A 13,134-nucleotide genomic window follows, 5' to 3' on the forward strand; every position below is an offset into this window, starting at 1 on the left:
CTCCGTCGTTCGCGAGCGGCGTACACCGATCTGCCCGCATCGGGGTCGCGCGCAGAAACCTGTGACTAGCGTAGATGCCACGGCAAGAGATGTGCTGAGAGGCGAGCGACATGGCAGACAACGACCCGACCCCCGAGGACTTCCAGGAGTTCCTCCGACGGATGCTCGCGAACCAGGGCGGTGGCGACATCGACCCCGAGGCGCTGCGCGGCGCGTTCGAAGGCATGGACGGCTTCAGCCTCGACCCCGCGATGATGCAGACGATCATGTCGCAGCTCCAGGGCGCGTTCGGCGGCGACCCCTGGGAGAACGCCCTGCGTCAGGCCCTGTTCATCGCCAATCGCGACGGGCAGGGCATCAGCGGCGGATCACGCACCTCACTCGCCGATTCCTTCTCCCTCGCCAACCTGTGGCTGGGCGAGGCGACCACGATCTCGGAGCTCGCCGAATCCCCGATCGCGATGACGCGCGGCGAGTGGGTCGAGAAGACCCTTCCGGTGTGGAAGGAGATCGCCGATCCGGTGTCGACCAGCATCGCCGATGCACTGACCTCCGCGCTGGACACGCAGGTCCCCGAGGAGATGCGCGGCGTCGTCCAGGGCGCCGGAAGGCTGATGCGGGGTCTGGGCGGATCCGTGTTCGCGGCGCAGTTCGGGCAGGTGCTCGGGAACCTCTCGCTCGAGGTCGTCTCCGGTGGCGACGTGGGAATCCCTGTGCTCCCCGCCGGCACGGCGGCCGTGATCCCGCAGAACCTCACCGCTTTCGGCGAGGGCCTCGAGATCCCGGAAGACCAGATCGCGCTCTACCTCGCCACCCGGGAGCTCGCGTATGCGCGTCTCTACCGGCACGCGAAATGGCTGCACCTGCACGTGATGGCGCAGATCACGGACTTCGCCCGCGGAGTCACGGTCGACGTGGATGCCCTGGAAGACGTCGCGAGCCGGCTCGACCCGTCCGACCCGGAGGAGTTGCGTGCGGCCATCGAGGGCGGCGCACTGCTCCCCGTGCAGAGCGAGGCCCAGCGCGAGGCGCTGACCCGGCTGGAGAACCTCATCGCGACGATCGACGGGTGGGTGGACGTGGTGACCGCACAGGCGACATCGCGGCTCCCCGACGGTGCGCGCATCGCGGAAGCAGCCCGCCGGAGGCGCGCGGTGGGCGGCCCCGCGGAGGACGCGCTCGGCGCACTCGTCGGGCTCAAGCTTCGTCCGCGGCGGATGCGGGAGGCGTCGGCGATGTGGCAGGCCGTGACGGACGCCGTGGGTATCGGTGCACGGGACTCGCTGTGGGACTACCCCGACCTGATGCCGACAGCCGAAGACATCGACGACCCCCGGGCGCTCGTGGCGCGACTGCAGGCCGCGGAGCGCGGTGAGCAGCCGGTCGCCGACGAGTTCGACGAGGCGCTGGCGCGGCTGCTCGACGGCGACGACTTCGCGGAGGACAAGCCCGAGGACAGCGACGGCGACGACGCTGCCCCGGAAGGCGACCGACCCGTCTGACCGACGCGGCGCGGACGGAACCGAGAAGTCGCACTTCTCCTCCCCCGTCATGCGAATCGCAGGGAGTTCTCCACCGAAGCGGCGGAGTGGCGATCGCCGTGCGCGTGCCCCCTCCAGAATCGGAGGGATGCCGCTCACTCCCCCGATCCTCACGCGCGTGGACCCGAACGCGCCACTGCTGTGGCGCGACGAATGCACGCTCCAGCTCGGCTACGACAGTGCCCTGAGCTTCGATGCGGTCGCCCCCTGGGTGGAGCGCCTCCTCAGCCGCTTGCGCTCGTCCTTCCGCCGGGGATCGTTCGACGTGATCGCCCATGCCGCCGGCGCCCCGCGCGAAGAGGCTCGCGCCCTGCTCGCCCGGGTGGAACCGCTCCTGATCGATGAGCCAGCCGCGGCCCGCCCCGCCTGGGTCGAGAGCATCGGCATCACCGACGGCAGGTGCGAATACCGCGTGCGGGAGTCGCTCGTGGACGAGGGCATCACCCTCGTCGATCCTGCTCAGCCACCCGCTGTCGCCGTCGTGCTCGTGCGAGGTGCCGCCGCCGCTCTGCCGTTCGCCCGCTTCCTCCGTGACGACATCCCGCACCTTCCCGTGTCGTTCGAACCGGGACGCGTGACGGTCGGCCCCCTCGTCATCCCCGGAGCGTCCGCGTGCCTCGCCTGCCGGGACGCACACGCCACGGATCTCGACCCGGCCTGGCCCCTGCTGCACGCACAGCTGATCGGTCGCGATCCCGGGCCGATCCGCGCGGTGCAGGTCGCCGAGGCCGGACGGATCGCCGCAGTGCTCCTGGGGGAACATCCGGCTTCGGAGAGCCGTATCGCGCAGGTCAGCGCCGACGGCTCGATCGGGTGGCATTCGGTGAGGTTTCACGAAGAATGCCGGTGCCGCGAGCCGTGGTCCCCATCTCAGCGAGGAACCTCGACGGAGACCGCTCTCCCCGCCCCGCCGTTCTCGCCCACGACAGCGACAGCGTCCTCGCGGCGCGCGTGACACCGACGTAGGCCAGGCGCCGCTCCTCATCGACCGATTCGAAGCTCGTCGCGTAGGAGATCGGCAACGACCCCTCGGCCCACCCAGCGAGGTGCACGTGGGGCCACTCGAGGCCCTTCGCCGCATGCAGGGTCGATAGGGTCACCGTGCGCATCGTGGGCTCGTGCTGGTCTTTCGCGCGGGCCATGAGCGCGTCGCTGAAGCTGCGCAGATCCGCCTCGGGACCGGCATCCTCCGCGAGGCGCAGGATGGCACGACGCGCCTCCCATCCGCCGCGCTGCGCACCGCCCGCAGCCGGCGGCTCCTCCGTGAGACCGAGCTCGCGCAGGACCCGCTGGACCGCGGGGAGGAACCCGTGCTCGGAGGGAGCCACGGCCGCCGCCCGCAGCGCCAGGATGGCCTGACGCACCTCCGGCATCGCGAAGAAGCGAGTACCACCCAGCACCGTCGTCGCGATGCCCTCGGCCGCGAGCGCCTGCTGCAGGACCGCGGACTGGGCGTGCGCGCGGTAGAGGACGGCGATCTCCGAGGGCGATGCCCCTGCGGCGAGCTGAGCCGAGATCGAGGCCGCTATCCCCGCGGCCTCCTCGCTCTCGGAGTCGTACGCGGTCACGGTGGGTGCATCGGCCGTGAACTGCTCGCGCGCGGGCACGAGCTCGAGCGCACCGGGACGTCCGTGCATCAGCGCGTTCGCCACGGTCAGGATCGGCGCCTGGGAACGATAGTTCGTCTCCAACCGCACCACTGTGGCGTCGGGGTGACGACGCTCGAACTCGAGCAGGAAGCGCTGGTCGGCGCCGGCGAAGGAATAGATCGTCTGGCTGGCGTCTCCGACCACACAGATGTCGTGCCGATCTCCCAGCCAGAGTTCGAGCAGCCGGTTCTGCAGCGGTGAGACGTCTTGGAACTCGTCGACCGTGAAGTGCCGGTACTGCTCGTGGACGGATGCGGCGACCCGCGGCTCCGTCTCCAGCATCCCCGCGCAGGCGAGGAGCACGTCTTCGAAATCGAGCTGACGGCGGTCGTCCTTCAATGCCTCGTACCCGCGCATCAGTTCGATGAGCTGACCGGTGTCCACTCCGCTGATCGGACGGTCGAGCGCCGCATACTGGTCGATCGAGAGCATCGAGACCTTGCGCCACTCGATCTCGGAGGCGATGTCGCGGAGAGTCGCGGTGCTGGGCCGCAACCGGATCGCATCGGCCGCCTGCCCCAGCATCCGTACCTTGTTGTCGATGATCGACGGAGCGGGCGAACCCGCGAGCGTCGGCCAGAAGAAATTCAGTTGCGCGAGCGCGGTCGCGTGAAACGTCCGAGCGGCGACTCCCTCGACGCCGAGCGCCCGCAGACGCCCCCTCAGCTCGCCGGCGGCCTTGGCCGTGAACGTGACCGCCATGACGCGGGAGGGCGAATACGCCCCGGTATCGACGCCGTGGGCGATGCGATGCGTGATGACGCGCGTCTTCCCCGTGCCTGCGCCCGCGAGCACGGCCACGGGTCCGCGCAGGACCGATGCTGCCGCTCGCTGCCGCTCGTCGAGGGCATCGAGTGCGCTCACGCGCGCTCCTCGTACCAGTCGACGATCAGCGCGCGGGCGATCGACGCGGGCCCGGGGAGGCCCACCGGCCCCCGCCCTGCCAGCGCGGAGCCGATCTCCGCACGGGAGAACCAGCGCACGTCGATGATCTCCTCGCCATCGGCGAGCGCAGCGGACTCCTCGTCCACGACGGCCCGGAAGCCGACCATGAGGGAACGCGGGAACGGCCAAGCCTGCGAGGAGACGTACCGCAGCGACGACAGCCGCACGCCCGACTCCTCCTCGATCTCCCGGTGCACGGTCGACTCGAGCGACTCCCCTGCCTCCGTGAACCCGGCGAAGCAGGAGTACATGCGGCCGCCCCAGTTCGCGTTCGCTCCGAGCAGCAGCCGCTCGCCGTCACGGCTCTCGACCGCGACGATCACCGCCGGGTCGGTGCGGGGGAAGTGCTCGCGAGCGCACACCAGGCACCGTCGTGACCACCCCGCCTGCCGCAGCTCCGTTCCGCCCCCGCATGTCGGGCAGAACGGCGCATCGCGGAGCCAGCCGGCGAGGGCGATGGCGCCGATGAGGAGTTCGGACTCCTGATCGTCGATACGGCCGCCGAGGTCGCGGAGTCCGAGCCAGATCTCATCCGGCGCCGCGTCGAGGGAATCGGTCTCCGGAGGGGCTGCGGCGAGGAGCACCACGGCACCATCGGAATCCCGTCCGAGCAGAGCCCAGGTGGCTTCGACGACGGCCGAGGGACGAACCCGCAGCAACGTCGAATCGACCACCCGGACGCGCCCTTCACGGACGACGATCACGCGGGTGGCGGGGTCTTCTCGGAGGCGTTCGAGGACGTCCGCCTCATCGCGGAGTTCGGCTGCACGGTCGAGAGACGGGCGCTGACTGGTCATCGACTCCCTCTTTCACGGGCGTGGCGGAGGCGGGACCGCCCCTGAGCCGACCTACCCTGGGGGCATGGGACGCTCTCCTTTCACTCTAGCCGCGGCAGTGACCGCTGCACTGCCCGGGGCGGAGGTCACGGGGGCGCGCCGTCTGAGCGCCGATGGCGATGGACGGTTCGACTCGGCGATCGCCACTCTCACCGACGGCCGTGAGCTCGCGATCCGCGTCGCCGACGATGACGAGACAGCGCGGGAACTGGCTGCCGAAGCGCTCGCCCTGCGCGCGCTGACCGACGGGGCACGCGCCATGCTCCCCTTCCGTGCCCCGGCCTACATCGGCGAGACTCGGCTCGGCGAGGGACGTGCTCTCGTCACCGAACTCCTCCCCGGATTCCAGATCGAGGCGGCCATGGTGCCCGCCGGTCGCGGCGCGGCGGAGTCCATGGGCGCCTCGATCGCCGCCGTCCATGGCCTGCCCACCTCGGTCGTGCGCGGTGCTGGTCTCGCCACGCGCAGCGCCGAGGAGAGCCGCGCAGAGCTGGAGCGCCTGGTCGACACCGCGGCCGCCACCGGCCGCGTCCCCGCGCGCCTCACCGTGCGGTGGCGTGACGCCGTGGCCGACGATGAGCTGTGGCGCTTCGAATCCACCGTCGTCCTGGGCGGCGTGCAGGCGACCTCCTTCCTGTTCGACGATCACCCCGAGCGCGGCCCCGAGGTGGTCGGCGTGGTCGGCTGGCACGGCCTCTCGGTAGGAGACCCTGCCCTCGACCTCTCCTGGTTGTCCGCTGCACCGGACGCCGCCGAAGACGTCCAGCGCGCGTATTCTCACGCGATCGACCGGGCGCCGGACGCCGGCCTCGAGGTGCGCGCCCGTCTTCTCGCCGAGCTGGAGTTCGCCCGCTGGCTCGTCCACGGCGACGCGATGCATCGACCCGACATCGTCGATGATGCGGCGTCACTGCTGGAGGCACTCGCCGAGGGACTGCGTACCGACGACCTCGCCATCATCGACGCCCGAGGAGTCGGCGTCGATTCCGCACTCGATGCTCTCGACCGCGTGCCGAAGGACGCCGTCGCCGAGGTCGACACGTCGATGCACACCGATGCGTACAACCCCGAGGAGCTGTGGGCGGACTCGGCGGACGGGGAAGACGGGGAAGCCGCGGTGACCGCGTCCTCCGCCGAACCGACCGCGACCGTGCCCGGCGAGCGCGTCGACGACGCTGACCGTCGTGCCGGGATGCTGGATGTCGAGACCGAAGACCTCTCCGGGGTCGCGAGCCTGTTCGCCGGGACGAGCGGTCCGGCCGGCGCGCGCGCGGACTCCCACCCGCGTCCCCCGCGCTCCGACGACGAGTACGGCGATTTCGACGAGAACGACTCGGACGAGGCTCAGCGGGCGGCGCGCGCGGCACTCCAGCGCTGGAAGAGTTCTTCCTCGGAGTAGACCCGGTCGCCGCGGATGATCAGGTCATCCGCCACGTAGTACAGCGCGACGTCGATCGCTTCCAGCGGCACGTCGTACCGCCGGTGGTATGCGAGTCGATAGAGCGCGAGCTGCAGCATCCGCTCGTCGCGCTCCTTCGCCGTGCGCGGAGCCCTGCCCGTCTTCCAGTCCACGATCTCGATGCGGTCACCGCGATCGGCACGCCGGTACACGGCATCGAGCTTGCAGATGACGATGTGTGCCGCTCCCGCATCGACGTCCGGCAACCCGGCGCCGAGGGCGAAGTCGATCTCGATCTCCACCGCGATCGGCTGCAGCGGGCCCCACTCACTGCGCTCGAACGTCGCCTGGAGGACCGCGAGATCAGCGGCATCCGCCGATGCCCCCGGCGCGTCGATCGCCGCCGTCGCTCCGACCGCAAGCTCCGGGGCGACCTCGTCTTCGTCCACCTCCCAAAGCGCCTCGTCCACACGCGTGCCGACGCCGACGAGTTCGGATCTCTGTTCCACCCACGCATGGAAGAGGGTGCCGAGGCGGGTCTGTCGGTACGGTCTCTCCGGCATCGGCCGGACGATCGACGACAGCGTGCCGGAGAAATCCGTCACGTAGTCCTTGAACCGCGATGCCGGCACACGGGTCGGGGCCTCGGCGTCGTTCCCGCGTTGCCGGGCGGCACGTTCGGCCAACAATCGCGTGAGCTCGATCGACGGCTCGGCGGCACCGACACGGACCGCCTCGTCGACGGCCCTCGCTGCCGCCGAGACGGTCGCGCGCCGGGCACCCAGCGGGTCGAGCGGCCAATGCAGGGTCGATCCGGGACCGTCGTAGGGGTTGTCGTCGGCGTCCACCGGCGCGATCGGCTCGACTCCCAACACGTCCATCGCCTCGACCAGGTACGGGCTCGGTGTCCGAGGCGCTTTCTGGCCCGCCCAATGCGCGCCGCTGAGCAGGAGATCGGTCCGCGCACGCGTCACTGCGACGTAGGCGAGACGCCGCTCCTCCTGCTGCTGATACGCCCGGTACGCGTCTTTGAAGCGCTTGAGCGCGCCGCCCTGCGGATTCGCCTTCGTGGCGCCGCCTGACAACGAGGCCTGGGCGAGCTTCTGCCTCTTCTGCGGATCCGCCTCCTCCCCCATCGCCTCGACGGGGTCCCACTCGAAGCGCGGGAGCGCATCCCGATCACCGCGGAGGGCGAACGGAACCACGCCGAAGCCGAACCACCCCGAGGTGTCGGAGACACGGCTGGGGAGCTCGTCGACCACGAGACGCACGACGGCGACCGCATCCCATTCCAGGCCCTTCGAGCCGTGGATGGTCAGCAGCTGCACGACACCCGGCTCCGGAGGCTCAGGGCGCGGCATCAGCTCGTCGGTGCTCTCGGCCTTGTCGAGCCACGCCAACAGGCTCCCGATGCTCCCCCGCTCGTCGGCCGCGAGGAAGGCCCGCACCTCGTCCGTGAACGCCCGCAGTTGCGTGGCGGCGATCCGGGCCGGCCCTCGTGTCTCGTTGGCGGCCAGTTCGATGTCGAGTCGGAGCTCGAGTTCGATGAGACGGATCAGTTCCGGGATCGGTTGCGACGCCGCCCGCCGGAGCCGTTCCAGCATCTCCCCTGCGGCACGGACGCGTGCGCGTCCATCCGGGCTGATCGTCTCGAGCAGACGGTAGTCGTCACGCACCGCGCGCACCACGTCGACCGCGTCGACGATGGACACCGCCTCATCGGCACCGCGCGAGGAACGCAACCGCGCGCGCACCTCTTCCGGCAGCGGTGCCAACGCGGTGTCCCGCTCCGAGAGCGCGCGACCGAGGTCGTAGAGGGCGGCCATGTCGGCGACCCCCACCCCGAAGCGGGGTCCCGTGAGGAGGCGGATCAGGGCGGACCCCGCCGTGGGGTCGTGCACGACCCGGAGTGTCGAGACGACATCGACCACCTCGGGAGTCGCGAGCAGCCCGCCCAGGCCGAGGATGCGGTGCGGGATGCCCCGCGCGGCGAGCGCAGCCGCGAAAGTCTGCATGTGACGCTTCGACCGGAACAGGATCGCACCGGTGTGCGGACGCAGACCCTGCGCAGCGCCGACCCCGCGCGCCTCATGCTCTTCCCTCCGCGCGGCGAACCAATCCGCGACGGCGGAGGCCTCGTCATCGACCGTGAACGCGTACTCGACGGACACCGTGCCGTCCCCCGCTCCGGGACGAGGCTCGAGGGGCGGCACGTCGAGTCCCGGCCGCTGCAGGGGTTCGAGCACACGGTTGGCGATGCCGAGGATGCCGCGGTCGTTGCGCCAGCTCGTCATGAGGCTGTAGGTCTGCGCCGTTCCGGTGCTCGAGAACGTCCGCGAGAAGGCGTAGAGGTTGTCGGCGCTCGCACCGCGCCAGCCGTAGATGGACTGGTGGGGGTCGCCGACCGCCATCACCGCGGAGTCCCGGAAGAGTTCGGCGAGGAAGCGGGTCTGGATGACCGACGTGTCCTGGTACTCGTCGAGCAGCACGACACGATGCTGCTCCCGAAGCTCGTCGCGCACGTCGGGCGCGGACTCGACGATGTCATATGCACCACCCACCTGATCGGCGAAGTCGAGCACGCCGCGGCGCTCCTTCTCGGCCATGTAGTCACGCACCAGACGGGAGAGCGTCGGCAGGCTGAGCAGGTTCACGGCCGCCTTCTCCACGTCGGCATTGCCCCGGTAGGGCGCGAAGGCGAGTGCCTGGTCCCGCGCGATCCGTTCTGCCACCTCCAGGTCGACTCGATGGTCGAGGGTGTCACCGGCGAGGCGCTGGACCGCGTCGATGATCGTGCCGAGCGCGAAGTCGATGTTCTCCAGCTCAGGAAGATCGCTGCGGAGCACGACCTCACGGGCCAGCATCCAGGAGGCGGCCTGGCTGAGCATGGCCACGTCGGGATCACGGCCGATGCGCGCAGCATGTTCGCGGACGATCCCGTCGGCGAAGGCGTTGTAGGTCGACACCCGCGGACGGATCATCACGTCTTCCGCCGCGCGGGGAATCGCAGGGTCCCACCCGGTGCCGTGATGAGCGGCGAGCTCGTCGAGGACATGCCTGCGCACCACCTCGCGCTGCCGCCCCTCGGCGGACTCCTCGACCCGGCGAAGGGAGCCGTCGGCCACGATCTGCGCCAGATGGGGCAGCAGGCCCCGGTGGCCGTACTCGTCGATGACCGCCAAGCGGTGGCCTATCCGTTCGGCGAGTTCTCCCGCGGCCTTGCGGGTGAAGGTGAGCCCGAGGATCTCGTCACGTCGTACGTGTCCGTTCGCGACGAGCCACACCACTCGCCCGGACATGGTCTCGGTCTTACCGCTGCCGGCTCCGGCGACGACGAGCGCCGGCTCCGGGGGCGCCTCGATCACCCGCTGCTGCGCGGGTGTGGGCGGAGGCTGTCCGAGCGCGGCCGCGATGTCGGTCGCCGAGATCCCCTCGCCGCCGCTCCACCCGGTCATGCGCTCACCGCCGGGACGGTGTGGATGCGGCACGGATGCACGCGGCGCTGGGTGTCGGCGCAGTGCGACTCGACCTGCGCCGTGAAGCTCGACGCCGACATGCCACGGGCGGCATCCGAGACGCGGCGCAGGAAGGCCGTCCGCGATTCGTCGCTGAGCGTGTGCTGATGCGCGATGCGGTACTCGCTCTTGGCAAGCGTCTTGGAGACGATCACGAGACGCGCCCCGGCCAACGAACCCGGCGGAGCGTCCTCCACCAGGCCCTGCTGGACGGCGACCTGATAGGCCGCGAGCTGCGCGTGCTCGCGCACACCGGGATCCGACTCGGGGTCGTTCTTCCCGGTCTTCAGATCGACCACCACGATGCGGCCGTCCGGGCCGCCAGACATCCGTTCCCAGCCGCGTCCGCGTGCGGCGCCGTGCTCGCCCGCATCCGGCGGATACGCCTCGACGCGATCGATGTACCCGTGGATGATCGCCTGGTTCGCGCGGTCCTCCCCGACGGGATGCACGGCGGGCACCGCGTGCGCATCGCCCTCAGCCACCACGTCGACGGCGAAACGGAACTCCACCTCGCTGCCGAGGACCCGCCCGCCTTCGCGGCGCACCTCGCCGAGATACGTATGCAGGCGCCCGACGAGCAGATCGGCGCGTCGACGCTCCTTGCGGCCGATCCACTCGGTCTCGAAGTCGAGTTCCGGCCAACGCTCCGCGACGATCGCACGCATCTGCTCGACATCGCCGTCGGGCACCCGCTCCATCGCCTCGTGCACGATCGTGCCGATCCCCGCCGTCGGCGGCATCACCGTGTCTCCGCCGAGAGCCGAGACGACCCAGTTGAGTCCGCACTCCTCGAAGGACTCCATCTTCGAGGGCGAGACCCGCGCGCCGTCGACGGCGAGATCGCGCAGTGGCGCCTGCGTGGAAGGGGCCGTGACGCCGTACCACTCGGCGGGGTCGGCGCCCGGCACGCCTTCTCGGGCGAGGACGGCGAGCTGGCCTGCCGCGTCGCGTCTGAGCGAATCCGAGTGCGCCGTGGTCAGCGTCCGTCGGTACCGGGCGACCAGCCCCCGCAAAGTGAGCGGATGCTCGGCCGATGCGTGGCGCTCCGGCGGGTGCGGGGCGGGCAGGAAGGCGAAGAACGGGCTCGGGGTGAGGTCGTCGTCATCGACCGCGGTGATCAGGAGTCGCTTCCGTGCCCGCGATACGGCTCGCACGAACAGGCGGAGCTCGTCATGCAACGCTGCCCGCCGGCGGTCCAGTACCCCGGGCGGTTCGATGCTCACGCCGGTGCGAGCGGCTTCGAGCGCATCGGCCAGACGCCAGGTCTGCAGCAGACCGCCACGGAGACGCACGTTGGGCCAGACGCCGTCCTGCACCCCGGCGACGACGACGGCGTCGAACTCCGTGCCGAGCGCCGTGGCCGGAGTCAGCAGCGTGACCTTGCCAGGACGGTCCGGGGTCGACAGGGAATCCTCGGGGACCTCGCTGTCGAGGACGTCGCGCACGAAGGCCTCGGGCTTCTCGTTCGGAGTGCGCTCGACGAAGCGCTTCGCCGCGTCGAAGAGCGAGACGAGCGCGTCGAGCGAACGGGCCGTCTCCGCTCCGGTGGGCAGCAGGGAGATCTCGCGCCACGCCACCTGCAGACGCCGACCGTCGACGGCACGAGCCTGCTCCCACACCCGCCACAGCAGATCGTGGATCGTCTCGCCCTGGTCGGCGGCACGCGCCACCGCCTCGATCGTCTCCGCGAAGCGCTCGGCGGAGCGGGATTCCGGCGAGTCGATGAGCGTCAGGTGGCTGGGGTTCGCCATCGCCTGGCGCAGCAGCTCGCGCGCAGGCGTCGACCCGCCCTGTGCGAGTTCGATGTGCCGGAGGCGGGCGCGGAGACGGCGGAGCCCGATCGCGTCCATCCCCCCGAACGGGGTGCGCAGTGCCTCCTCCAGCGCCTCCGGGGTGCGCTCCTCGACCGGCGTCAACGCGAGGCGCACGATGCCGACGATGTCACGCACGATCCCTTCGCTCCCGAGCGGACGCTGCACACCGGCGGCGCGCGTGGGGACCTCCCTGGCCGCGAGCTCGGTCTCCAGCGTGGTCACCTGACGCGTGTCGTGAGCGATGACGGCCATCCGATCCCAGCGGATTCCCTCGGACAGATGCCAGTCGCGCATCACACCGGCGATGCGGTCCAGCTCTTCGTAGGGAGACGGGGCGACGAAGGTCGACACGTGCGCATCGACCGCCTCCGGGTCGACGGGCACCGGCGCCCGGCGATGCTCGACGCGTCCGGAGACTCCGATCGCCTGTGTGACGGTGCGAGTCAAGGCGGTGAGCGCCGGATGCTGCCGGTGCGCGCCGTCGAGCACATGCACCTCGCCGACGGCACCGGCGAGCTGCGCGAAGAGCTCCGGGCTCGCGCCACGGAACGACCCGGATGAGATATCGGGATCGCCGAACGCCAGCACCGCGATGCCCCGCCCCCGCAGCGCTCTGACGACATCGATCCCTCCGCGGGTGAGCTCCTGTGCGTCATCGATCAGCACGACGCGCAACGGCGCGAGCGGGCCGAGCGTCGCCGCCTCGGCCGAGCGCAGGATGGCAGCTGCCTCGCTGAGCAGGTCCGCGGCGTCGCGGTGCGCGGAACGCAGAGCGTCGAGTACCGTCCGGTACTCGACGAGGAACTCCGCGGCTGCCACCCACACGTCGTTCCCCGAGGCGCGGAGCTCGTCCGGGCGGGCCCCGATCTCGGTGCACTCCGCGAGGAACGCGCGGAGCTCCGAACGGAATCCCTTCGACGCGCGCACCGAGCCGCTGAGCGCGTCCGGCCAGGGGATGCGACCGTCTTCGGTGTCACCGGCGAGCAGATCCGCGATGATGCGGTCCTGGTCGGCTCCGGTGAGCAGCGCAGGCGGCTCCGCTCCCTCGCGCACCATCGCCCCCCGGACCAGCTGGAAGGCGAAGGAGCCGAGCGACCGCGCCAACGGCCCCGGGGTCGCCTGCCCGATGCGGACACCGATCCGGTCACGCAGTGCGGTTGCGGCCTGGCGGCTCGGCGTGAGTGCCAGCACCTGCTCGGGTCGCAGATCGGCCGCATCGAGCAGGTGCACGACGCGGTCGACGAGCGTTCGCGTCTTTCCTGTTCCCGGCGCCCCGATGATGACACCGGAGGCGAACGGCTCGGCAGCGATCACAGCTCGCTGCGCGGCATCCGGTGTCATGCCCTCCACGCTATCCGGACGCGGGGACATCGTCGTGCGCGCCTGCACGCGACACCCTCGCGACCCGCCACCGCCGACCTGTGCGCTCACG

Annotated in this window: 6 protein-coding genes; 2 read left to right on the forward strand and 4 right to left on the reverse strand. The window is 70.8% G+C overall.

Annotated elements, in window-relative coordinates; translation table 11 throughout:
• The first annotated feature begins 110 nt into the window (after nucleotides 1-110).
• Entirely contained in the window at nucleotides 111-1,502 is a 1,392-nt protein-coding gene (locus L978_RS10745) for a zinc-dependent metalloprotease (RefSeq protein ID WP_047523048.1), read from the forward strand.
• A gap of 830 nt (nucleotides 1,503-2,332) precedes the next feature.
• On the opposite strand, the gene L978_RS10755 is transcribed toward L978_RS10745, so the two are convergent.
• Both L978_RS10755 and nudC read right to left on the reverse strand, forming a co-directional pair.
• Nucleotides 2,333-4,054, reverse strand: coding sequence for an ATP-dependent helicase (locus tag L978_RS10755; protein WP_047523049.1), 1,722 nt, complete (start codon nucleotides 4,052-4,054; stop codon nucleotides 2,333-2,335).
• Nucleotides 4,051-4,932: an NAD(+) diphosphatase gene (gene nudC / locus L978_RS10760; RefSeq protein WP_047523050.1), complete on the reverse strand. Its 882-nt coding sequence runs from the start codon at nucleotides 4,930-4,932 to the stop codon at nucleotides 4,051-4,053. The genes L978_RS10755 and nudC overlap by 4 nt, the downstream gene beginning before the upstream one ends.
• A gap of 97 nt (nucleotides 4,933-5,029) precedes the next feature.
• On the opposite strand from nudC, the gene L978_RS10765 reads away from it, so the two are divergent.
• Nucleotides 5,030-6,370, forward strand: coding sequence for a hypothetical protein (locus tag L978_RS10765; RefSeq protein ID WP_052193597.1), 1,341 nt, complete (start codon nucleotides 5,030-5,032; stop codon nucleotides 6,368-6,370).
• On the opposite strand, the gene L978_RS10770 is transcribed toward L978_RS10765, so the two are convergent.
• Nucleotides 6,316-9,825 (reverse strand): ATP-dependent DNA helicase, encoded by a 3,510-nt coding sequence (locus tag L978_RS10770; protein ID WP_047523052.1) that lies wholly within the window; start codon nucleotides 9,823-9,825, stop codon nucleotides 6,316-6,318. The two genes, L978_RS10765 and L978_RS10770, sit on opposite strands and share 55 nt — an antisense overlap.
• The gene (locus L978_RS10775; protein WP_047523054.1) at nucleotides 9,822-13,043 is read right to left on the reverse strand and encodes an ATP-dependent helicase; all 3,222 of its coding nucleotides are present in this window, start codon (nucleotides 13,041-13,043) and stop codon (nucleotides 9,822-9,824) included. Before L978_RS10775 ends, L978_RS10770 begins: the two co-directional genes overlap by 4 nt.
• Between the last annotated feature and the right edge of the window lie 91 nt (nucleotides 13,044-13,134).

This window comes from Microbacterium sp. ZOR0019, assembly GCF_000800925.1.
Taxonomy (GTDB): Bacteria; Actinomycetota; Actinomycetes; order Actinomycetales; family Microbacteriaceae; genus Microbacterium; species Microbacterium aurugineum.